Origin of the sequence: Xanthomonas sp. LMG 8993 (assembly GCF_009835065.2) — a bacterium.
Classification (GTDB): Bacteria; Pseudomonadota; Gammaproteobacteria; order Xanthomonadales; family Xanthomonadaceae; genus Xanthomonas; species Xanthomonas arboricola.
This window is the reverse complement of record NZ_QVIF02000005.1, coordinates 75,652-98,188: the sequence shown is the minus strand read 5'-3', so window position 1 is coordinate 98,188 and position 22,537 is coordinate 75,652. Positions and strand designations below refer to the sequence as shown.

General features: G+C 67.0%; 21 protein-coding genes. 10 read left to right on the top strand and 11 right to left on the bottom strand.

Features of this window, described 5'->3' with window-relative positions:
- Positions 1–11: 11 nt before the first annotated feature.
- Both DYQ94_RS11510 and efp read right to left on the bottom strand, forming a co-directional pair.
- Positions 12–812 carry a PA3715 family protein gene (locus DYQ94_RS11510; protein ID WP_456362850.1) on the bottom strand — a complete coding sequence of 267 codons (801 nt, stop codon included), beginning with the start codon at positions 810–812 and terminating at the stop codon, positions 12–14.
- 52 nt (positions 813–864) lie between these two features.
- The gene (gene efp / locus DYQ94_RS11505) at positions 865–1,431 is read right to left on the bottom strand and encodes an elongation factor P (RefSeq protein ID WP_007962665.1); all 567 of its coding nucleotides are present in this window, start codon (positions 1,429–1,431) and stop codon (positions 865–867) included.
- 103 nt (positions 1,432–1,534) lie between these two features.
- On the opposite strand from efp, the gene epmB reads away from it, so the two are divergent.
- The gene (gene epmB, locus DYQ94_RS11500) at positions 1,535–2,563 is read left to right on the top strand and encodes an EF-P beta-lysylation protein EpmB (protein ID WP_160954550.1); all 1,029 of its coding nucleotides are present in this window, start codon (positions 1,535–1,537) and stop codon (positions 2,561–2,563) included.
- 96 nt (positions 2,564–2,659) lie between these two features.
- Here the strand turns inward: epmB and DYQ94_RS11495 are convergent, their stop codons facing one another.
- Genes DYQ94_RS11495 through DYQ94_RS11485 form a run of 3 tightly spaced genes read right to left on the bottom strand, consistent with a single transcriptional unit; the run spans position 2,660 to position 6,522 of the window.
- Positions 2,660–4,777, bottom strand: a complete 2,118-nt coding sequence (locus DYQ94_RS11495) for a putative bifunctional diguanylate cyclase/phosphodiesterase (RefSeq protein WP_024940418.1) — start codon at positions 4,775–4,777, stop codon at positions 2,660–2,662.
- Positions 4,774–5,703: a phosphate/phosphite/phosphonate ABC transporter substrate-binding protein gene (locus tag DYQ94_RS11490; protein WP_160954551.1), complete on the bottom strand. Its 930-nt coding sequence runs from the start codon at positions 5,701–5,703 to the stop codon at positions 4,774–4,776. The genes DYQ94_RS11495 and DYQ94_RS11490 overlap by 4 nt, the downstream gene beginning before the upstream one ends.
- Before the next feature lie 51 nt (positions 5,704–5,754).
- Positions 5,755–6,522, bottom strand: a complete 768-nt coding sequence (locus tag DYQ94_RS11485; protein ID WP_160954552.1) for an RNA methyltransferase — start codon at positions 6,520–6,522, stop codon at positions 5,755–5,757.
- Between the two features lie 116 nt (positions 6,523–6,638).
- On the opposite strand from DYQ94_RS11485, the gene DYQ94_RS11480 reads away from it, so the two are divergent.
- On the top strand, positions 6,639–7,472 hold the full coding sequence (locus DYQ94_RS11480; protein ID WP_016905058.1) for an inositol monophosphatase family protein: 834 nt from the start codon (positions 6,639–6,641) through the stop codon (positions 7,470–7,472).
- Positions 7,473–7,836: 364 nt separating this feature from the next.
- On the opposite strand, the gene DYQ94_RS11475 is transcribed toward DYQ94_RS11480, so the two are convergent.
- Positions 7,837–8,448, bottom strand: a complete 612-nt coding sequence (locus tag DYQ94_RS11475) for a superoxide dismutase (protein WP_016904847.1) — start codon at positions 8,446–8,448, stop codon at positions 7,837–7,839.
- 257 nt (positions 8,449–8,705) lie between these two features.
- Between DYQ94_RS11475 and DYQ94_RS11470 the strand changes: the two genes are divergently transcribed.
- Entirely contained in the window at positions 8,706–9,155 is a 450-nt protein-coding gene (locus DYQ94_RS11470; RefSeq protein WP_160954553.1) for a guanyl-specific ribonuclease, read from the top strand.
- Complete coding sequence (locus DYQ94_RS11465; protein WP_160954554.1) at positions 9,152–9,577, top strand: barstar family protein; 426 nt, start codon at positions 9,152–9,154, stop codon at positions 9,575–9,577. The genes DYQ94_RS11470 and DYQ94_RS11465 overlap by 4 nt, the downstream gene beginning before the upstream one ends.
- 208 nt (positions 9,578–9,785) lie before the next feature.
- On the opposite strand, the gene DYQ94_RS11460 is transcribed toward DYQ94_RS11465, so the two are convergent.
- The gene (locus DYQ94_RS11460; protein WP_160954555.1) at positions 9,786–11,678 is read right to left on the bottom strand and encodes an ATP-binding cassette domain-containing protein; all 1,893 of its coding nucleotides are present in this window, start codon (positions 11,676–11,678) and stop codon (positions 9,786–9,788) included.
- Positions 11,679–11,787: 109 nt separating this feature from the next.
- Between DYQ94_RS11460 and dbpA the strand changes: the two genes are divergently transcribed.
- Positions 11,788–13,164: an ATP-dependent RNA helicase DbpA gene (gene dbpA, locus DYQ94_RS11455; RefSeq protein ID WP_160954556.1), complete on the top strand. Its 1,377-nt coding sequence runs from the start codon at positions 11,788–11,790 to the stop codon at positions 13,162–13,164.
- A 146-nt stretch (positions 13,165–13,310) separates the two neighbouring features.
- Here dbpA and DYQ94_RS11450 read toward each other — a convergent pair whose 3' ends face one another.
- Positions 13,311–13,871, bottom strand: coding sequence for an adenine phosphoribosyltransferase (locus DYQ94_RS11450; protein WP_024939306.1), 561 nt, complete (start codon positions 13,869–13,871; stop codon positions 13,311–13,313).
- A 94-nt stretch (positions 13,872–13,965) separates the two neighbouring features.
- Positions 13,966–15,522 carry a protein adenylyltransferase SelO gene (locus DYQ94_RS11445; protein ID WP_160954557.1) on the bottom strand — a complete coding sequence of 519 codons (1,557 nt, stop codon included), beginning with the start codon at positions 15,520–15,522 and terminating at the stop codon, positions 13,966–13,968.
- Between the two features lie 169 nt (positions 15,523–15,691).
- On the opposite strand from DYQ94_RS11445, the gene DYQ94_RS11440 reads away from it, so the two are divergent.
- The gene (locus DYQ94_RS11440; RefSeq protein WP_160954558.1) at positions 15,692–16,567 is read left to right on the top strand and encodes an alpha/beta hydrolase; all 876 of its coding nucleotides are present in this window, start codon (positions 15,692–15,694) and stop codon (positions 16,565–16,567) included.
- A gap of 106 nt (positions 16,568–16,673) precedes the next feature.
- Here the strand turns inward: DYQ94_RS11440 and DYQ94_RS11435 are convergent, their stop codons facing one another.
- Positions 16,674–17,372, bottom strand: a complete 699-nt coding sequence (locus DYQ94_RS11435) for a glutathione S-transferase (RefSeq protein ID WP_024939303.1) — start codon at positions 17,370–17,372, stop codon at positions 16,674–16,676.
- A gap of 175 nt (positions 17,373–17,547) precedes the next feature.
- Entirely contained in the window at positions 17,548–17,757 is a 210-nt protein-coding gene (locus DYQ94_RS11430; RefSeq protein WP_006451993.1) for a cold-shock protein, read from the bottom strand.
- A 267-nt stretch (positions 17,758–18,024) separates the two neighbouring features.
- Between DYQ94_RS11430 and DYQ94_RS11425 the strand changes: the two genes are divergently transcribed.
- The 4 genes from DYQ94_RS11425 to DYQ94_RS11410 all read left to right on the top strand — a co-directional run bounded on the left by DYQ94_RS11425 (position 18,025) and on the right by DYQ94_RS11410 (position 22,481).
- Positions 18,025–18,504, top strand: coding sequence for a YaiI/YqxD family protein (locus DYQ94_RS11425; protein ID WP_160954559.1), 480 nt, complete (start codon positions 18,025–18,027; stop codon positions 18,502–18,504).
- A 62-nt stretch (positions 18,505–18,566) separates the two neighbouring features.
- On the top strand, positions 18,567–19,115 hold the full coding sequence (locus tag DYQ94_RS11420) for a YaeQ family protein (protein ID WP_024939301.1): 549 nt from the start codon (positions 18,567–18,569) through the stop codon (positions 19,113–19,115).
- Positions 19,112–20,293, top strand: coding sequence for a BaiN/RdsA family NAD(P)/FAD-dependent oxidoreductase (locus tag DYQ94_RS11415; protein ID WP_160954560.1), 1,182 nt, complete (start codon positions 19,112–19,114; stop codon positions 20,291–20,293). The genes DYQ94_RS11420 and DYQ94_RS11415 overlap by 4 nt, the downstream gene beginning before the upstream one ends.
- Positions 20,294–20,411: 118 nt before the next feature.
- Positions 20,412–22,481, top strand: coding sequence for a GGDEF/EAL domain-containing response regulator (locus DYQ94_RS11410; RefSeq protein WP_046343058.1), 2,070 nt, complete (start codon positions 20,412–20,414; stop codon positions 22,479–22,481).
- Positions 22,482–22,537 lie beyond the last annotated feature (56 nt).

The following is a 22,537-nucleotide window of genomic DNA, read 5'->3' as shown; positions in this document are numbered from 1 at the left end:
TCCATAAAAGGTTAGTTGTCGAACGGCCAGCTGGGATCGCCACCGGCCACAGGCACATAGCGCTGGCCGTCGTAGCGCAGCACCTGGCGCGCGCGACGGGTGTGTTCGGTATCGGTGTCGCTGCCAGCGGCGCTCTCCACGGTAGCCACGTTGGCTGTCAGCACGATGTCCGCATAGCCAGCGTGTACCTGCGGCGCCATGCTCACGCTCAGATTGGCCACTTCGGTGATCACATCGCCCTTGCCGAAACTGCACGGCTCGCCTTTCACACGTTGCCACGCATAGAGATCGCGTTGCAGCACCGGGCGCAGGCTGCGCCCCTCGCGCACCAGCAGGGTCAATGCCTGATTGCTGTAAAAATCCGGGCAGCTGGGCCCGCGCGCGGCACTGCGCACCACCACGCCGATCGCACGCACGCCCTTGGTCAGGTCGTAGCGCGCGGTGTCCAGGCGCAGGCTGTCGGCAGCCAGTTCGAAGGCGGCGTCCTCGCCCATTGCCTGCGCGTAAAACGCCAGCACCTTGCCGCTGGCGGCATCGAGCATGGCCACGCGCAACTCGAGGTCGCGCTCGCCAGGCACGGTTTCCGCATCGCCGGCAAATGCGATTGCCGCCAGCCGGATCGCCGCATCGTTCGGCCACGGCTTGCAGCTCTGGGCCACCAGACGGTCGACCGGCACCGCGGCGGCAGCGCCGCCCACGACGCCGGACGTTGCAATGGCCGCAACGGCGGCCACGTCATCGGCATCGCAGGTTGCGGCAGCCGATTGCGCAAACGCCGGGCACGCGAGCAGCGCACCCCACAGCCCCAACACGACACTGGCACTGCGTCCCGCTCGATCAGGCCAGTGTCCCGGACGCATCGTCTTACTTGACGCGCGCCGAGTATTCGCCCGAGCGGGTGTCGACTTTGATGATTTCGTCCTGGTTGACGAACAGCGGCACACGCACCACCGCGCCGGTTTCCAGCGTCGCCGGCTTGCCGCCGCCGCCGGAGGTATCGCCGCGCACGCCCGGGTCGGTCTCGGTGATCTTCAGCTCGACGAAGTTCGGCGGCTGCACCCAGATCGGCGTGCCGTTCCACAGCGTCACGATGCAGTCTTCCTCGCCCTTGAGCCACTTGTCGGCGCCGCCCATGCCGGCCTTGTCAGTCTGCACCTGCTCGAAGGTTTCCGGGTCCATGAAGTGCCAGTACTCGCCATCGCTGTACAGGTAGCGCATGTCGGTATCGACCACGTCGGCCACTTCCACGTCGTCGGTCGCCTTCATGGTCATTTCGACCACGCGACCGGACTTGATGAAGCGGTACTTCATGCGGGTGAAGGCCTGGCCCTTGCCCGGCTTGACGTATTCGGTCTCGGTGATGACCGCCGGCTCGTTGTTGACCAGGATCTTCATGCCGTTCTTGACGTCGTTCATGCCAACAGTGGCCATGGTGCAGCTCCTCGATAAGACCACGACCTGCCACAGGCCGTGGCAGGTCGGATTAGAATGGGGCGCCCGCCGCAACCGGCGGGCATTGGTTTTGTGACCGCACATGATACCCGCAGCCCCCCTCGCCTTGCAGCCATCTCCGCCGCCCACCCTGCAACCGCCGCGCTGGCAGCAGCAGTGGCGCGACGCCGTGCGCGACCCGCGCGCGCTGCTGGCGCTGCTGGGCCTGGACGCGCAGGCGGCCGGGATCAGCGATGCCGCCGCCGCCCAGTTCCCGCTGCGGGTTCCGCAGGCATTCGTGGCGCGCATGCGCCATGGCGACCTGCACGACCCGCTGCTGCGCCAGGTGCTGCCGCTGGACGATGAAATGCGGCCGGTGCCCGGCTTCGGCCTGGATGCGGTCGGCGATGGCGCCGCCAAGACCGCCGACGGGGTGATCCAGAAATACCGCGGCCGTGCGCTGCTGATCGCCACCGGCAGCTGCGCGGTACACTGCCGCTACTGCTTCCGCCGCCACTTCCCGTATGCCGAGGAAACCGCCGCGCGCGACGGATGGCGCGACGCGGTCGCCACGATCGCGGCCGACCCCGGCATCGACGAAGTGCTGCTATCCGGCGGCGACCCACTGTCGCTGGCCACCGGCAAGCTGGCCGAACTCACCGACGCGCTGGCCGCCATCGGCCACATCAAGCGCCTGCGCATCCACAGCCGGCTGCCGATCGTGCTGCCCGAGCGTGTCGACGCGCCGCTGCTGGCCTGGCTGCGCAGCCTGCCGTGGCCGGTGGCCTTCGTGGTGCATGCCAACCACGCCAACGAATTCGATACCGCCGTGGACGATGCCATGCGCGCCCTGCGCGAGGCCGGCGCGCAGTTGCTCAACCAGGCCGTGCTGCTGCGCGGCGTCAACGACAGCGTGGACGCGCTGGCGGCCCTGAGCGAACGCAGCTTCGCCGCCGGCGTGCTGCCGTATTACCTGCATCAGCTCGACCGGGTGGCCGGCGTGGCGCATTTCGAAGTGGACGATGCGCGCGCGCGCGCGCTGCACACCGAGCTGGCCGCGCGCCTGTCCGGCTACCTGGTGCCGCGCCTGGTGCGCGAAATCCCCGGCGACACCGGCAAACGGCCGCTGTAACCACCAGCTCGAACACACCGGATCGTAGGAGCGCACCCGGGCGCGACGAAGCATGACCGGTAACACCCGTCGCGCCCGGGTGCGCTCCTACGCTGATCAGCCCGCGGCGATCAGCTTGACCATGTCGGCCGGGCTCAGCGGGCGGCTGAACCAGTAGCCCTGGCCCAGGTCGCAGCCACGCTCGCGCAGCAGGTTGAACTGCGCTTCCTGCTCGATCCCCTCGGCCACCACGGTGATGCCCAGCGAATGCGCCATGCCGATGATGGCTGTGGTCAGCGCCAGATCGTCCGGGTCGCGCTGCAGGTCGGCGATGAAACTCTTGTCGATCTTGACCCCGTCCACCGGCACCTGGCGCAGATGGCTCAAGCCGGAGAAACCGGTGCCAAAGTCGTCCAGCCACACCTTCACACCGGTACGGTGCAATTGATCGAGCAGGCTGGCCGCCATCATTTCGTCCCCGATCACCGCCGTTTCGGTCAGCTCCAGATGCAAGCGCGCGGCCGGCAGGCCGGACTCGGCCAGGCACTCGGCCACGGTGTCGATCAGGTCGCCGCTGCGCAGCTGACGCGGGGAGACGTTGACCGAGATGAACAAGCCCTCGCCCACCACCGGCCATTGCGCCGCTTCCAGGCAGGCCGCGCGCAGCACCTTGGGGCCGATCACCTCGATCAGGCCGCTCTGCTCGGCGATGTCGATAAAGGTGGACGGCGCAATCGTGCCCAGCGCCGGGTGCTGCCAGCGCAACAGCACTTCCACCCCCACCAGCACCCGGTCGCTGGTGCGGTAGATCGGCTGATAGACCAGCCGCAGCTCGTCGCGCTCCCAGGCCCCGCGCAGCTCGTGCTCCATGTGCACGCGCCGCTCCACCGCATGATCGGCGGCACGGCTGTAGAAGCGATGGCAGTTCTTGCCGGCCACCTTGGCCTGGTACATCGCGATGTCGCCGTTCTTCAGCAACGCGGTGGCATTGCTGGCATCGTCCGGGAACAGCGTGATGCCGATCGAGGTGCCCAGGAACACCTCCCGGCCCTGCACGTTCAAGGGGCGGCTCAATTCGTGCACCAGCCGGTCCGCCAGCTGGGCGGCAAGCAGGCTGACATCGCCGTTCTGCAGCAGGATCACGAACTCGTCGCCGCCAAAGCGCGCCAGGATCGCGTCGTCGCCGCCCAATGCACCGACCGCGCGGCTGATGCGGCTGGCGAACTGCAGCAGCGCCTCGTCGCCGGCTTCGTGCCCCAGCGTGTCGTTGACGCGCTTGAAGTCGTCGATATCGGCGAACAGCAGCGCCAGCTTGCTGTCGGTGCTGCGGGCGGTGTTGAGCAGATGGTCCAGGCCTTCGCGGAACCCCAGCCGGTTGGTCAGACCGGTCAGCGCGTCGGTGTAGGCCATGTGGCGCACCTCGCGATCGTGCCGGGCGATGCTCTCGCTCATGCGGCCGAAGGCGGAAATCAACTCGCCGATCTCGTCGTTGCGCGGATGCGGCGGCAGCTGCACCGCATAGTCGCCACGCTCGATCTGGCGCGCGGCCGCCGCCAGCAGCCGCACCGGTGCCACCAGGGTGCGCTGCACGTAGATGGCCAACAGCACCCCCAGCGCCACCAGCGCGGCCAGCAGCACCAGCAGCCAGCCCAGATCGCGCTTGCCGATCGCGTTGAGGTTCTGCACCAGGGTCAGGTTGGCGCCGGATTCGACCCTGCGCACCCGCTCGCGCGACATGCCCACCCGCACCCCGCCGATGCGCTGGTCGCCGATCTTGATCGGCATCGTCACGTCCAGCACTTCCGGCGAGGACTGCGACAGCATGGCGCGCGCGGTCACCGCCCTGGCCGCGAGCGGGTCAGTCATGGGCTGGCCGTAATGCTGCAGATCGGGCGAGCCATCGTGCACCAGCCGGCCGCGTCGATCGAACACCAGCACGTAGCTCACCACCTGCTGCCGCGAGGCGTTGCGCACCAGCGCACCCACCGTGCCCAGGTCGGAGTAGTACAGCGGATTGGCCAGGCCGTTCGCCAGTTCGGTGGCCAGGGTCTCGCCACGCGTGCGCAGGCTGCGATCGAACAGCTCGTGCAGGATCTGCGCGCTGAGCCCGCGCACCTCGCGTTGCATCGCGCTCTGGCGCTGCAGCAGCGACGCCAGGATCGCACCGACCAGCAGCAGCGTCAGCGCCATCACCAACAAGAAGCGTGCCTGCAACCCGAAGCGCACCTGAGTCATTCCACTTGGTCCCTGACACGTTGCAAGCCGGCGCTCAGCGCATCCAGGCGCCGACGGCTGGCAGCATCCAGCGGGTGGAAGGCGGTGGTGCCGAAGAAGCGCTTCAGGGCCGGCCCGGCCTTGGGGTCGGAGGCCGCCTGCAGCAGCACCACGCGCAGCCGCCGTTCCACCGCCGGATCCATGCCGGTGCGCACCATCTCCACCGCGCGCGGCACCGGCGCACTGCGATGGACGATACGGAAATCACGCTTGAACACCTGCGGCAGGTGGCGTTCGTCATCCCAGTCGGCGTTGCTGAAGGCGCCCGCATCGATCAGGTGCTGATGCACGAAGGCGGAGATATTCAGTTTCGACCCGACCATCAGGTAACCCACCGAGCCCGGTACCTGGCTGTCGTCCGGCGACAGCAGCACATCGCAGGCGATGCCGTTGCGCACCAGCTCCAGCATCGGCAGCAGGTAGCCGCTGGTGGAGGAGGCGTTCTGCAACGCCAGGGTGTGCCCGCGCAACTGCTTGAGCGACTGGATCGGGCTGTCGCGGCGGACGAAGAACACCGTGTGGAACTCGCGCAGGCCGCCGCGCTCGGTCATCACCAGCGGGTGCGCACTGCCGCGCTGTTCCAGCAGCATTGCCGCACCGGTGGTTTCGCTGACCCAGTCGACGCGGCCACGCCGCAGGTAACTGGACATCTGCCGCGCATCCGGCGCCATCAGGATTTCGCCACGGCGGATCCCGACCTCGCGCATGCGCGGCACCACGTAATCCAGCAGGGGCTTGAGTTGCGCGTAATGGGTGGCGGGATCGTCGCTGATCCGTCCAAGCACCAATACCGGGGAAGGCGCCGCTGTCGCCGTCGCGGCCAAGCCTGCCCCGGCCAACAGCCCGCAGGCAATCAGACACCATCGTAGACCGCGCAAAACGGACACTCCCCTAGAGCCGCCGACAGCCTAGCCGAATCTTTCCAGATGTGACAGACGTCAGCTTCCGTTGCGCTTTGCCAGCATGGCCATGCGCTGCGCATCGGACAGAATGCCGCGCAGCAGACGCACTTCCTGCTCGCTCATGTCCGCGCGCAACAGCAGCCGCCGCAGCTTGCGCATCGCCGATTCCGGCGCGCGCCCCTTGTGGAAGTCGATCTCGTCCAGGGTCTGGCCCAACTGGCCGAACATGCCTTCCAGTTGGGCATGGCTGGCCGGGCCCTCGCGCAGCGCGCCCGCCGCCGCGGCGGGCGCAACCTCCGCTTCGCCGGCATCCAGCTGCGCCAGCCGCACCTCGTACGCCACGACCTGTACCGCCGCCGCCAGGTTGAGCGAGCTGAACGCCGGATCGGAGGGGATATGCAGCGCCGCATGGCAGAGCTGCAGTTCGTCGTTGGTCAGGCCGGTGCGCTCGCGGCCGAACACGATCGCCACCTCGGCCGGTTCGCCGGCCTTGGCCCAGGCACGGCGCGCGCCCTCGTCCGGCGGCAACTCTTCCAGCGCGACCCGGCGCGCACGCGCGGTGCAGCCGATCACCAGGGTGCAATCGGCCACCGCCTCGGCCAGGGTGGCGAAGATCGGCGCCTCGCCGAGCACGTCCTCGGCACCGGCCGAACGCCGATAGGCGTCTTCGTCGAGCGCACGCTCCGGCGCCACCAGCACCAGGCGCGACACGCCCATCGTCTTCATCGCGCGCGCGGCGGCGCCGATGTTGCCTGGATGCTGGGTGCCGACAAGAACGAAACGGATGCGCTGGCTGACGGACATGAACGGAGATTGGGGAGCGATTCGGTCGTAGATGGTAAACTGCGCGGCCGGCTTTGGTGCCGGACCGCTCTTTTACCTTCGCCATTTTCGATTCTGCCTTCACGGGAGCTTTAACCATGCAGAAACCCGCCGTCACCGTCATGGTCAAAGCCGCCCGCCTCGCCGGCAATGTGCTGTTGCGCGGTATCAACAAGCTCGATGCGCTCAACGTGGTGCAGAAAGGCCGCATGGACTACGCCAGCGAAGTCGATGCCGATGCCGAGAAGGTCATCATCAAGGAACTCAAGCGCGGCTACCCCGAGTACGCCGTGTTCGGCGAAGAAGGCGGCGTGCAAGGTGGCAAGAGTGGCCGCTACACCTGGGTCATCGACCCGCTGGACGGCACCAGCAACTATCTGCGCGGCTTCCCGCATTACTGCGTGTCGATCGCGCTGGTGGAAAACGGCGAGCCCACCGACGCGGTGATCTTCGACCCGCTGCGCAACGAGCTGTTCACCGCCAGCCGCGGCGCCGGCGCGGTGCTCAACGACCGCCGCATCCGCATCGCCGAACGCAAGGACCTGGAAGGCGCGATGGTCCACACCGGCTTCCCGCCGCGCGAGCGCGCACGCATCAGTGCGCAGCTGAAGTGCGTCGATGCGTTGCTGGTGCAGGCAGAGGATGTGCGTCGCACCGGTTCTGCCGCGCTGGACCTGGCCTACGTGGCCTGCGGCCGCGCCGATGCGTATTTCGAAGCCGGCGTCAAAGCCTGGGACATCGCGGCCGGCGTGCTGCTGGTGCGCGAAGCCGGTGGCCGCGTCTGCGACTACAAGGGTGCCACCCCGCCGCGCATGGACAACATGGGCCCGGAAACGCAGCAGATCGTGGCCGGCAACATCAAGATCAGCGACGCGCTGCAGAAGGTCATCGTCAACACCGGCTACGCCCGCGAGTTCGACGCCAAGTTCTGATCGCTTCCCGGGCGCAAGTTCTGACCGACGCCCGCACACCGTAGGAGCGCGCCCGAGCGCGACGGGGCTTTCCCAGCAAAGCCCCTCGCGACCAGGGTCGCTCCTACGACAGCGCGCAGCAAAACACACAAGGCCGGGATCGCTCCCGGCCTTGTGCGTTTCAGCTCGACGCCAAGCCCATCGGCGCCGCACAACGTAGGAGCGCGCCCGAGCGCGACGGGGCTTTCCCGGCAAAGCTCCTCGCGACCAGGGTCGCTCCTACGACAGCGCGCAGCAAAACGCACAAGGCCGGGATCGCTCCCGGCCTTGTGCGTTGGGTGCCGCTGTCACAGCGCTACGTGGAACCTAGCGCTGATGCACGACTTCAGGCGATCGCAGCGTGGTAGCGGCGCTCGACTTCTTCCCAGTTCACCGCGTTGTAGAACGCGCCGATGTATTCCGGACGACGGTTCTGGTACTTCAGGTAGTACGCGTGTTCCCACACGTCCAGACCCAGAATCGGGGTGTTGCCTTCGAACAGCGGGCTGTCCTGGTTGGCGGTGCTTTCCACCACCAGCTTCTTGTCCGGGGTCACGCTCAACCAGGCCCAGCCCGAGCCGAAACGGCTGACGGCGGCCTTGGTGAAGGCTTCCTTGAACTTCTCGAAACCACCGATGTCCTTGTCGATCGCCTTGGCGACCTCGCCCTTGGGCTCACCGCCGCCATTGGGCGACAGCACGGTCCAGAACAGCGAATGGTTGGCATGGCCACCACCGTTGTTGCGCACCGGGCCCTGCAGGTTTTCCGGCAGGCTCTTCAGCTTGGACACCAGCTCTTCCACCGGCAGGTCGGCGTACTCGGTCCCTTCCAGCGCCGCGTTGACGTTGTTGATATAGGTCTGGTGATGCTTGGTGTGATGGATTTCCATCGTCTGCGCATCGATATTGGGTTCCAGCGCGTCGTAGGCGTAGGGCAACTGCGGGAGGGTGTAAGCCATGCGTGTCTCCTGGACTTGCCGCCCGGCGAAGACCGGGCGTTGCGGGGTAGATGGTAAGGACGGCGGCGACGCTTACCAAGGGTATTGGCAGGGAAACTTCATCCCATCGCATGCCGCGTCGTGTTCGCTGCATACCTTGCACCATGCCCCGGTTACTCGGGCGTGAACCGTCCCGCCGCCCGGCGCGTTCAAAGTCGACACAGTCGCGCAACGGCATACTTGCTCTGCCGTCCCAACACCCTGTTTCCGGAACCGTCATGCGCAAGCCCGCTTTGCTGATCGTCGCCATCGTGCTGCTCGTCGCCGGGTTATGGGGCATGCGCGCGATGCAGACCCCCAAGCCGCACTTCGCGCCGCAACTCAGCGCGCCGATCGCCGCCGCAGCACCGGTCGAACGCTCACCGCAGCAGCAAGCGTTGCCGGGGTTTCTGCCGACCGAGGCCATGGCCACGATCGTGCTGATCCAGCGCGGCGGGCCATTCCCGCATCCGCAGGACGGCAGCGTGTTCGGCAATCGTGAGCAGCGCCTGCCCGAGCGTCCGCGCGGCTACTACCACGAATACACCGTGGAAACCCCAGACAGCTCCGATCGCGGTGCGCGCCGCATCGTCACCGGCGGTACGCCGCCACAGGCGTGGTATTACAGCGACGATCACTACCAGAGTTTCAGATCGTTCCAGGGCCCGGCCCCGGAGCAGGCGCCATGAGCACAGGCGACTTCGCACTGGACCTGTCCGACCCGCAGCAATCGGGCGTCTACCAAGCCGAGACCGACGATCTGGACACCATGGCCGCGCTTGCCCGCGATGCCGGCCTGCACATCCTGCGCGTGGACCTGGCCAGCTGCAGCGACAAGCACAGGCTGCTGATGCGTCTGGCCACCCAACTGGACTTCCCTGCCGGCTTCGGCCGCAACTGGGACGCGCTCTCCGATGCCTTGCGCGATCTGGCATGGCTGCCAGCGTCGCATGGCTATGCGCTGCTGATCGACGGCGCCGATGCGCTGGCCCGCACTGCGCCGAACGACCGCGACACCTTGCTGGACATCCTCGACGAAGCGGCTACCACCTGGGCCGCGCGCGGGCTCACGTTTGCGGCATTCGTGGCGCCTGCGAGCGCCTGCGACTAGGCGCTGCCTGCAAGACGCATCCCGCACTCGCCGGGCACAGCACGATCAACACGGCGTGGTGGTGGTCGGTGATCACCGGCGCGTATCCAGCGCGTGTTTCACGCGACGCGCTGCCCCACGGCTGCCCCCCCTGGAGTGGGAGGTGTGGTGCCAGTTATCGCTCCACACATCCACAAGTCCGACACGCAGTCGCGCACCGGCCCGACCATCAACTATCCAGTTCGCTCCAGCGCGCGAACGCCGCATCCAGCCGAGCCTGCGCATCGCCCAATGCGGCCGTATGCGCGGCCATCGCCGCACTGTCGCGCTGGTAGAAGGCCGGGTCGTTCATCGCCTCGGTCAATGCCGCGACCTGCTGCTCCAGGGTTTCGATCAAGGCAGGCAATTGCTCCAGCTCACGCGCGTCCTTGTAGCTGAGCTTGCGCTTGGGCGCGGCATCGACCGGCAGCGCAGCCGCCACCGGCGTGGTTGCCGCCGCCGTCGCCGATGCCTTGGCAACCGCCATCGCATTGGGCGCCGGGGTGCGACGCTGACGCAGCGAATCGCTGTACCCGCCGACGTAATCGCCGATCAGGCCCTCGCCCTCCATCACCAGGGTGGAGGTCACCACGTTGTCGAGGAAGTCGCGGTCATGGCTGACCAGCAACAAGGTGCCGGTGTACTCGCCCAGCAGCTCTTCCAGCAGCTCCAGCGTTTCCACGTCCAGATCGTTGGTCGGTTCGTCCATCACCAGCAGGTTGGACGGCTGCGCGAACAGGCGGGCCAGCAGCAGCCGATTGCGCTCGCCGCCGGACAGCCGGGTGATCGGCGCACGTGCGCGCTCGGGGGTGAACAAAAAGTCCTGCAGATACGCATGCACATGCTTGCGCTTGCCGTTGATCTCGATGAAGTCGCGGCCTTCGGCCACGTTCTCGATCGCGCTCCAGTCCTCGCGCAGCGTGGAACGGTACTGATCGAAGTAGGCGATCTGCAGATTGGTGCCGATGCGGATCTCGCCCTGTTGCGCCTGCAGATCGCCCAGCAACAACTTCAGCAAGGTGGTCTTGCCGCTGCCGTTGGGGCCGATCAGCCCGATGCGGTCGCCGCGCTGGATGATGGTCGAAAAATCCTTGACCATCGTGCGCGCGCCGAATGCGAAACCGACTTCCTTGGCCTCGATCACCTTCTTGCCGGAGGACTCGCCCTGCGAGACTTCCATGCGCACGTTGCCGGTCAGGTCGCGGCGCTGTACGCGCTCGTTGCGCATCGATTCCAGACGCCGTACGCGGCCTTCGTCGCGGGTACGCCGCGCCTTGATGCCCTGACGGATCCAGATTTCTTCCTGCGCCAGCATCTTGTCGAAGCGCGCGTTTTCCTGCGCCTGCGCATTGAGCCGCTCTTCGCGGCGCCGCTCGTAATTGGCCCAGTCGCCCGGCCAGCTGGTGACCTGCCCGCGATCGATCTCGACGATGCGAGTGGCCAACGCACGCAGGAAGCGCCGGTCATGGGTGACGAACAACACGCTGCCGTTCCAGTTCTTCAGGAACGACTCCAGCCAGTCGATGGCTTCGATGTCCAGGTGGTTGGTCGGCTCGTCCAGCAGCAGCACATCCGGCGAGGACACCAGCGAGCGCGCCAGCAAAACGCGCCGCTTCATGCCGCCGGACAACCGCGCAAACTCCGCATCGCCGTCCAGTTCCAGCTTGGTCAGCGTCTCGCTGACGCGCTGATCCAGCGCCCAGCCGTCGGCCGCATCGATCTTGGCCTGCACCTTGCCGAACGCGTCGCCATCGAACACCTCGGCATGACTGAGCTGGTGGAATTCGGCCAGCCAATGACCCAGCTCGCCCAGGCCGTCGGCCACCACATCGAACACGCTGCCGCCGGTGCCCTGCGGCACTTCCTGCTCCAGCCGCGCGATGCGCACGCCCTGTTGCACGCGCACTTCGCCATCGTCGGGCTTGAGCTCGCCGGCAATCAGTTTCATCAAGGTCGATTTGCCGGCGCCGTTGCGGCCGATCAGGGCGATACGCTCGCCCGGCTCGATCGTGAGGTCGGTTTTTTCCAGCAACAAGGGGCCGCCGACGCTGTAGTCGACGCTTTGCAGAGTGATTAAAGGCATGGCGTAATTGTACGGGATTGGTGCTTGGGGATTCGGGATTGGCACAAGCGCACGCTGCCGCGGTGACGAATCCCGAATCCCTACTCCCCAATCCCGGCTAAAATGCGCCATGAACGAATTCTCCGCGCTGCCGCTGTCGCCGGCCCTGGCCCCCGGCATCGACGCCCTTGGCTACACCGTCCTCACTCCCATCCAGGCGCAGAGCCTGCCGCCGATCCTGCAGGGGCTGGACGTCATCGCCCAGGCGCCGACCGGCAGCGGCAAGACCGCCGCCTTCGGGCTGGGCCTGCTGCAGAAGCTCGACCCGGCGCTGACCCGCGCGCAGGCGCTGGTGCTGTGCCCCACCCGTGAACTGGCCGATCAGGTCGGCAAGCAGTTGCGCAAGCTGGCCACCGGCATCCCCAACATGAAGCTGGTGGTGCTGACCGGCGGCATGCCGCTCGGCCCGCAGCTGGCCTCGCTTGAAGCGCACGACCCGCAAGTGGTGGTCGGCACGCCCGGCCGCATCCAGGAACTGGCCCGCAAGCGCGCCCTGCATCTGGGCGGGGTGCGCACGCTGGTGCTAGACGAGGCCGACTGCATGCTCGACATGGGCTTCGAAGAGCCCATCCGCGAGATCGCCAGCCGCTGCGACAAGCACCGCCAGAGCCTGCTGTTCTCGGCCACCTTCCCGGACATCATCCGCACGCTGGCGCGCGAGATCCTCAAGGACCCGGTCGAAATCACCGTCGAAGGCGCCGACAACGCGCCGGAAATCGACCAGCAGTTCTTCGAGGTCGACCCGACCTACCGGCAGAAGGCCGTCGCCGGCCTGCTGCTGCGCTTCAATCCCGAATCCAGCGTGGTGTTCTGCAATACCCGCAAGGAAGTGGACGAGGTGGCCGGCTCGCTGCAGGAGTTCGGCTTCTCCGCGCTCGCCCTGCACGGCGACATGGAACAGCGCGACCGCGACGAAGTGCTGGTGCGCTTCGTCAACCGCAGCTGCAACGTGCTGGTGGCCAGCGATGTGGCTGCACGCGGGCTGGACGTGGAAGACCTGTCGGCAGTGGTCAATTACGAGCTGCCCACCGATACCGAAACCTACCGCCACCGCATCGGCCGCACCGCGCGCGCCGGCAAGCGTGGATTGGCGCTCAGCCTGGTGGCCTCGCGCGAGAGCGGGCGCGCGCAGGCGCTGGAAGCCGAACAGGGCCAGCCGCTGAAGTGGTCGCGCGCGCCCCTGGCCACCGCCCGCCCGGCGCAGCTGCCGCAGGCGGCCATGACCACGCTGCGCATCGACGGCGGCAAGACCGACAAGCTGCGTGCCGGCGACATCCTCGGCGCACTGACCGGCGAAGCCGGATTGTCGGGCGCGGCGATCGGCAAGATCGCGATCTACCCCACCCGCTCCTATGTCGCCATCGCCCGCGCGCAGGTCGCCAAGGCGCTGGCGCATCTGCATGCAGGCAAGATCAAGGGACGCCGGTTCCGGGTCAGCAAGCTGTAATCAACGCGCGGCAGCGACCCTGCCGACCAACCGCTCGGGCGGCGGCGACAGCGCCTGCCGCACGATCCAAAGGGATGCGCACGCTTGCGCATTCCTGTTTTCAGAAGACCTGATCGGCGAGCTGCTCGATCGGCAAGACGCCTGGGTCAGTAGCTCAACGTGGCCAGCAACGGCACGTCATTGGCCCACTTCTCACGGCCCTGCAGCGCCAGCAACTCGACCAGCACCGCCGCGCCGACCACTTCCAGCTCCAACTGTGCAGCCAGACTCAGGGCCGCGCGCAGCGTACCGCCGGTGGCAAGCACGTCGTCGACGATCAACACGCGCGCGCCGCGTGGCAACGCGTCCTCGTGCATTTCGATGCGGTCGGTACCGTATTCCAGCGCATATTCCTGGACCAGCGTACGCCCGGGCAGTTTGCCAGGCTTGCGCACCGGCACAAATCCGGTGCGCAGCTCGCGCGCCAGCGCCGACCCCAGGATGAAACCGCGCGCCTCGATGCCCAGCACCGCATCCAGCGGTGTGGTGCGCCAGGGCTGCGCCATCTCGTCCAACGCCGAGGCGAAGTCCGGGCCATCGGACAGCAGCGGTGTGATGTCCTTGAAGACGATGCCCGGCTTGGGAAAATCGGCGATGTCGCGGATTCGCTCGGACCATTGGTTGGGTCCGGAAGAATTGGTGCCGGCGCAGCGGGTGCAGTCAGTCATGGTGGTGGTGGCGTCTAGGCCGGTGGGGACCACCCTATTCTAGGCTGCGCGCGCTCACGACGCCGCGTTTACGACATACCTGCATCTGAGCGCGTCAGGAACTGCAGGACAGCATCGAGCAACCGGCGCGGTCGCGCGCCCAGTCCGGCCGCCGCGCGGCAAACGCCTCGCGGCCCGGCTGTTCGTCGTACGGGTGCCGCATGACCTCCAGCAACTCTTCTACGCCGGACGGATCGCCCTGCTCGGCCAGATCGATCGCCTGCTGCGCCAGATAGTTGCGCAGCACATAGCGCGGGTTGGCCAGGCGCATGCGTTCGCGCCGCGCCTCCGGCGACAGCGTGTCCTGCTGCAGCCGCTCAGCGTAGCGCTGCAGCCATTCCTGCAGCTGCGCGGCATGCGCGAGACGCTTGTCCTGGTCATAGAACGCCTCACGCAACAGCTCAGGATCGGGATGCTCCGGCGCAAATGCGATCAGGCCGCGGAAGGTCAGCGTCATGTCCATTTCCGCGTTGTGCATCAGCACGCGCAGCGCATCGATCAGCTGTAGATCCTCGTCGCGGCAGTCGGCCAGACCCAACTTGGCGGCAGTGTCGCGGCGGTCGCAGGCCAGGTAGGTATCGCGGAAGCGGTCCAGCCCCAGCCGCAACTGCGCCTGGTCGGCGAACAGCGGCGCCAGCGCCTGCGCCAGGCGTCCCAGGTTCCAATACGCGACCTGGGGCTGGGTGCCGAAGCGGTAGCGACGGCCCTGCGCATCGGTGGTGTTCGGCGTCCAGTCCGGGTCGTAGTCGTCGACCCAGCCGTACGGGCCGTAGTCGATGGTCAGCCCCAGGATCGACATGTTGTCGGTGTTCATCACCCCATGCACGAAGCCCACCCGCATCCAGTGCGCCACCATCACCGCCGTGCGCTCGCAGACCTGTGCGAACCAGGCTGCGTACAGCGCCTCGCCAGCACCTTCCAGCTGCGGGAAGTCGCGCGCGATGGTGAAGTCCACCCATTGCCGCAGCAGCGCCAGATCGCCGCGCGCACCGGGCAGCTCGAAGTTGCCGAAGCGGATGAACGACGGCGCCACCCGGCACACGATCGCGCCCGGCTCGCGCTGCGGCCGGCCGTCGTAGAACATGTCGCGCACCACCGCATCGCCGGTGGTGACCAGGCTCAGCGCACGCGTGGTCGGCACGCCCAGGTGATGCATCGCTTCGCTGCACAGGAATTCGCGGATCGACGAGCGCAATACCGCCCGGCCATCGGCACCGCGCGAATAAGGTGTCGGGCCGGCACCCTTGAGCTGCAACTCGTAGCGACCGCCATCGACTCCGATTGCCTCGCCGAGCGAGATCGCCCGGCCATCACCCAACTGGCCGGCCCAATGTCCGAACTGGTGCCCGCCATAATTGACCGCCCAAGGCTGCATGCCCGGGTACAGCGCATTGCCGGCGAATACCTCGGCAAAGTGCGCGCTGCCGATCTCGGCCTCATCCAGCCCCAGCCGTTGGGCGACATCGGTCGAATACGCCAGCAGACGCGGCGCGGCTACCGGCGTCGGCATCACCGTCGACCATGCAGCGCGTACCTCGCGGCGGCGTGGACCTTGTTCGGAATCACCGGGCAGCTGCTGGCGCAGGCGGTTGTCAAACTGCAGAGTCGTCATGCGTGCCAGCGTAGGCCAACGACAGTGAACTTCGCATGGGCAACCACGCATCCGGCGTTGCGCACGTACCGTATCTTCGAGCAGCTGGCCGCCGGCGAACGGGCTCGTCCTGCACACGTTGGCGACAGCCTTAGCGCTATTCCTCCCCGCCCCTCACATGACATCGCCCATGCCCTCGCGCACTTCCCGCTGGTTTCGCCCCGCCCTGCTGCTGCTCGGCTCGCTGACACTGACCGCCTGCAGCAGCGTGTTCTTTGGTGGCATCAACGCCGCCTCCAGCCGCGACGGCATTGTCGAGCACCGCGACCAGGTGTTCGATCCGGCGCATGGTCTGGCCCTGGACGTCTACCAGCCGCGCGGCGCGGTGGATGCCCCGGTGGTTGTGTTCTTCTATGGCGGCACCTGGAAGCGCGGGACGCGCGCCAACTATCGCTGGGTCGGACGCGCGCTCGCGCGCCAGGGCGTGGTGGCAATGGTGGCCGACTACCGCAAGTATCCGCAGGTCGGCCTGCAGGGCTTCATGTCCGACGCTGCCGGCGCCACCGCCTGGAGCTATCGGCATGCGCACGACTACGGTGGCGACCCGACGCGCCTGGCGGTGATGGGCCACTCTGCAGGCGCGCATATGGCCGCGCTGCTGGGTACCGACGCGCGCTGGCTGCAGGTGCAAGGCCTGCAACCCCGGCAACTGTGCGGGGTGGTGGGTCTGGCCGGGCCCTACGACTTCCTGCCGCTGACCGACCCGGAGCTGATCGAGATCTTCGGCGAGGCACCGGCCGCGCAACAGCAATCGCAGCCGGTGCGCTACGTCGGCGGCGACGAACCGCCGATGCTGCTGCTGCACGGCGATGCCGATCGCGTGGTCGAGCTGCAGAACAGCACCTCGTTGCAGCACGCCCTGCAACGCAAGGGCGGCACGGCCGAGTTGAAGGTCTACCCGGGCATGGGCCATCTCGGCATCGTGCTGGCGCTGCGCAAACCGCCCGAGCGCTCGCCCGTGCTGCGCGACACGCTGCAGTTCCTGCGGCAATGTCGGGCGCCTTGATTGGGCGGTATGGGATTGGGGAGTCGGGATTGGGGATTCGCCAAACCCTGGCAGGACACCGTCAAGGCACGGTGACCTGCGGCTTCCCTGCGCGCATACCGCAACGTCACTCGGCGGGCTTGCGTCCCATCAGCTCGAATGGGCCGCCCTTCTTCAGCGCGGCCTGGTACGCCGGGCGCGCTTCGATACGCGCGAGAAACGCGCGCAGGCGCGGATAGCTCTCCAGCCCGCCGCCACGTGCAGCGGCGGCCTGTACCGGGAAGCTCATCTGGATGTCGGCTGCAGTGAAACGCTCACCGGCAAACCATTCGCTTGCCTGCAGCGACTGCTCCATCCAGTCCAGATGCAGCTTGAGCTGCGGACCGACGAAGCCGGACATGGCCTTGTCCACGATCGCACGTGCGATCGGCTTGGCGAAGAACGGCATCGGCGCACTGCGAATCCGCCCGAAGATCAGTGTCATCAGCAGCGGCGGCATTGCCGAGCCTTCGGCGTAATGCATCCAGTACCGGAACTTCAGGCGCTCCGGCGACTCCAGCGGACGCGGCGGCGGCGACAGCGCGCATTCGGTGTCGTAGCGTTCGGTCAGGAACTCCAGGATCGCGCCGGACTCGGCCACGGTCAGCTCGCCGTCGACAACCACCGGCGACTTGCCGAGCGGATGGATGGCACGCAATGCCGCCGGCGCCAGCATGGTCTTGGGATCGCGCTCATGCCGCACGATCTGGTACGGCAGCGCCAGTTCCTCCAGCAGCCACAGCACGCGCTGGGAACGGGAATTGTTGAGATGGTGGACAGTGATCATGGAAGAGGCTGCACGCGGAAAACGCACATGCTACCGATTGGCGTGTCGTCGCTGCGCTCACCTGGGCGGTTCGAACCGCCCGCACTCTCTATTGCACTGATCAAACCGCGCCCAATAAAAAACGCCGGTCGCTTGCGCAACCGACGTTTTTGGCAACCTTACGGTTGCAGACGGATTAGACCGCCTGCACCTGGTCAGCCTGCATGCCCTTCTGGCCCTGCACGGCGACGAAGGTCACCTTCTGGCCTTCCTGCAGCGACTTGAAGCCGGTGCCCTGGATGGCACGGAAGTGCACGAACAGGTCCGGGCCGCTTTCCGGGGTGATGAAGCCGAAGCCCTTGGCATCGTTGAACCACTTCACGGTACCGCTCTGACGATCTGACATTTACAAACTCCTGAACTATAGATGGATAAATCGCAGCGTCCGAAAAGCCGGAGCTGAGACTGAGTTGCAGGCGTTGGTAAAGCGGAACGATGAAGCGAGATCTGTAACGATCCGGCTGCATCAGGCCACGATTCACGGTGACCCTTGCAAACACAGTGCGTGCACAGTACTCGCGTTCCCAGCAAAAAGCGACACCTTGCGTCAAATTTTTTACTGTCAGGCCGAATCCGACCACCTGTCAGGCCCCTTCCCTCTCGATTTCAGCACATGAATACGCCTCCCCTGCCGTCCCGCCCGCATATCTGGGTCGATGCCGATGCCTGCCCCGCAGTCATCCGCGACATCCTTTTCCGCGCCGCCGCACGTACCGGCACGGCGGTGACGCTGGTCGCCAATCATTTCCTGCCCACCCCTCGCCTGGCCCACGTGCGAGCGCTGCAGGTGCCTGGAGGCGCGGACGCGGCCGACGATGCCATTGCCGCACGGGTGGCCGCAGGCGACCTGGTCGTCACCCAGGACATTCCGCTGGCCGCTCGCGTACTGGAGGCGGGAGCGGCCGCCGTCAGCCCGCGTGGCGAACCGTTTACCCGCGACAGCATCAACGAGCGCCTGTCGGTCCGCAGCTTTCTGGAGCAACTGCGCGGTGCCGGCGTGGTCACCGGTGGACCGGCGGCCCTGCACCCGCGCGACCGCCAGGCATTTGCCGCCCAGCTGGACCGTTGGCTGGCCGAGATGGCGCGGCGCTGACCGCAACACGCCGGCATTGCAACGGGGGCGTATCATAAGTGCCCTTTGCAACCGGCATCCTGATGGCCCTTACCGCCACCGTCCGCAGGGCGGAACTCCAGATCAGCGACATGGACCGTGGCTACTACGCCAACCATTCGTTGACCCTGGCCCAGCACCCCTCCGAAACCGACGAGCGCCTGATGGTGCGGCTGCTGGCGTTCGCGCTGTTCGCCGACGACCGCCTGGAATTCGGTCGCGGCCTCAGCAACGAGGACGAACCCGACCTGTGGCGGCGCGACTACACCGGCGACCCGGACCTGTGGATCGACCTTGGCCAGCCGGACGAAAGCCGGGTGCGCAAGGCCTGCAATCGGTCGCGCGAGGCGGTGGTGATCGGCTATGGCGGCCAGGCCACCGAAACCTGGTGGAAGAAGCAGGCCAACGCGCTTAGCCGCCAGCGCAACCTGCGCGTGATCGAGCTGGACTCGCAGGCCACCGAGGCGCTGGGCGCGCTGATCCAGCGCGGCATGCGCTTCGACGTGATCATCCAGGACGGCGAGGTGCAGATGCTGGCCGACCACGGCAGCGTCACACTGACCCCGATGGTGCGGCAAGCCCCGGCCGAATGAACATGCGTTGCGACGTGCTGGTCATCGGTGCCGGCGCGGCCGGACTGATGAGTGCCTTCACTGCGGGCCGGCGCGGCCGCCAGGTGCTGGTGATCGACCATGCCAACAAGGTCGGCAAGAAGATCCTGATGTCCGGTGGCGGCCGCTGCAACTTCACCAATACCGGCACCACGCCGGGCAACTTCCTCTCGGCCAACCGCCACTTCTGCAAGTCCGCCCTCGCCCGCTACAGCCCGCTGGATTTCGTGGAGATGGTCGAGCGCCACGGCATTGCCTATCACGAGAAAGAGCTGGGCCAGCTGTTCTGCGACATCTCGTCCAAGCAGATCGTGCGCATGCTGCTGGACGAGTGCGAGGCGGCGGGCGTGCAGGTGCGTACCGACTGCAAGGTGCAATCGGTGCAGCGCGGCAGCGACGGCTTCAGCGTGGAGACCAGCCAGGGACGCGTGCAGGCGCAGTCGCTGATCGTGGCGACCGGCGGGCTGTCGATTCCGAGCATGGGCGCCAGCGGCTTCGGCTACACGCTGGCCCAGCAGTTCGGCCACACCCTGTTGCCGACGCGTGCCGGGCTGGTGCCGCTGACCCTGAGCGGCAAGCACCAGGAACGGCTGCAGGACCTGTCCGGGCTGGCGCTACCGGTCCAGGCGCAGTGCAACGGGGTCAGCTTCCGCAACTTCATGCTGGTCACCCACCGCGGCGTCAGCGGCCCGGCCATCCTGCAGATCTCCTCGTACTGGCAGCCCGGCGACGACCTGCGCCTGGACCTGCTGCCCGGCCAGGATGCCGCGGCCTGGCTGCGCGACCAGAAAAATCAGCGTGGCGCCACCGAACTGCGCAACGTGCTGGCCGACGTGCTGCCGCGGCGGTTCGCCCAGCGCCTGTGCGAAGTGTGGTTGCCGGACAAGCCGGTCCGCCAGCTCGACCCACCGCAGTTGCAGGCCGCAGCCGACCTGCTGGCCGCCTTCCCGCTGATCGCCAGTGGAACCGAGGGCTATCGCACCGCTGAAGTAACGCTGGGAGGTGTCGATACCAACCAGGTCTCCAGTGCGAGCATGGAGTCTCGGCTGGTGGCCGGCCTGTACTTCGTCGGCGAGGTGCTGGATGTGACCGGCTGGTTGGGCGGCTACAACTTTCAGTGGGCATGGGCATCCGGCCATGCCGCCGGAAGCGTCGCCTGAGGTCGGCTTCGACACATGGAAACGTGGCCTGAGTCTCACCCCGGATGCGGCCGTGTCCACAGACATGGACGCAGCCGAGTTCCTTCGTGTATTAAAGCCCGTCGCTAGGGAAACGCGCATGCAAAAAGGCAAAGATCTCACCCTCCGCCTGATGATCGTCGACGACAGTGTCGAAAGCGCGGAGGCGATCGTGACCGCGCTGCGCAACGGCGGCATCGCAGTGCGTCCGTCGCGTCCGCAGACACCGGAAGAGCTCGCCAGCATGCTGTCGGGACAGATCGACCTGGCCCTGCACGGGCAGGCGCTGCAGATCCCGATGAGCGCGTTGCGGCAGCAGATCGCCGGCAGCGGCAAGGATATTCCGATCATCCTGCTGGCCGAGCGGATCGAGGAAAACGCGCTGGTCGAGGCCGCGGCACATGGCATTCGCGCCATCGCGCTGCGTCATCGCCCCGAACACCTGCTGTCGCTGGTGCGCTCGGAATGGGCTGACCTGCAGGCACGCCGTGGCCTGCGCCGCATCGAGGCACAGATGCGCGAGACCGAGCGGCGCTGCGACGCCCTGATCGCCTCCTCGCGCGACCCGATCGCCTACGTGCACGAAGGCATGCACATCCGCGCCAACGAGGCGTATCTGGACATGTTCGGCTTCGAGTCGTTCGACGATGTCGAAGGTGTGTCGCTGCTGGACATGATTGCCGCCCAGTACGTCGACGATTTCAAGCAGCTGCTCAAGGCCATGTCCAAGGGCGAGCCGCCGCCGGCGCAGTACAAGGTCGACGCGCGCCGGCTCGAAGGCGACACCTTCCCGGCGACGATGGAGTTCGCCACCGCGACCTACGAAGGCGAGCCGTGCATCCAGGTGGTGTTCCGCCGTCGCGAGGAATTCGACCCGGAGCTGGCGCGCGAGGTCGAGGACCTGCGCCAGCGCGACCAGGTCACCGGCCTGCTCAACCGCCCCACCTTCATGGTGGCGCTGGAACAGGCGGTGGCGCGCGCCGGCCGCAGCGAAGGCCAGTCCGGCTTCCTGTTGATCGAGCCCGACCACTATGCGCGCCTGCTGCCCGAGATCGGCCTGGATTCGGCCGATGCGCTGATCGCCGCGCTGGCCGCCCACGTGGCCAGCGTGAGCGATGACAGCGTGGTCGCCGCACGTTTCGGCGAGCACAGCTTTGCGTTGTTGATGGACGGCAATTACGCGCGCACGCATGCACTGGCGGAGCTGGTACGCGACGCCTTCGCGCAGCACGTCTTCAGCATCGGCGCGCGTTCGGCCACGGTGACGGTGAGCATCGGCGGCGTGCAGATCGGCGAGAAGATCGCCAGCATCGGCCAGGTGCTCAACCGTGGCACCGAGGCAGTGCGCACCACCGCCGAGCTCGGCGGCAATGCGGTCAGCATCTACGACCCGGCAGCAGCCGACCGGGCTGAAGAGGAACGCATCGAGCGCTGGGTGCAGCAACTGCGCGAGGCGCTGGTCGGCGACGGCTTCCTGCTGCATTACCAGCCGGTGCTCAACCTGCAGGGCGAGCCGCTGGAGCTGTACCAGGCCTTCCTGCGGCTGGAGCGCAACGGCGAGATGATGTCGCCGAACGCCTTCATGGCGATCGCCGAAGAACACGATCTGATCACCGAGATCGACCGCTGGGTGGTGGCACGCGCGATCCGCCAGCTCGGCGAGCGGCAACGTGCAGGACACAGGACGCACCTGCTGGTACGCATCGGGCCCAACTCGTTCTCCGATCCGCAGATGATCGACATCATCCGCGAGCAGCTGGCCGTGTACGGCGTGCCGGGCGAACGGCTGTGGCTGCAGACGCCGGAATCGAAGGTGTTCACCCATCTACGCAATGCCCAGCAGTTCCTGGCGGCGGTGTCGGCGATGGGCTGCAAGGTCGGGTTGGAACAGTTCGGCTCGGGCCTGGACTCGTTCCAGCTGCTGGCGCATTTCCAGCCGGCCTTTCTCAAGCTCGATCGCGGCATCACCGGCGAAGTGGCCTCGGCGCGCGAAAGCCAGGAGAAGATCCGCGAGATCACCTCGCGCGCGCAACCGGCCGGCATCCTCACCGTGGCCGAGTTCGTGGCCGATGCGCAGTCGATGAGCACCTTTTTCAGCGCCGGGGTGGACTATGTGCAAGGCGATTTCGTCGCCCCGACCGGGCCATTGATGAACTACGAGTTCGGCTGAGACCTGCAGCCGTAGCGCATCACTGCCGCCGCGCTCCAGCCAACAAAAAACCCGCA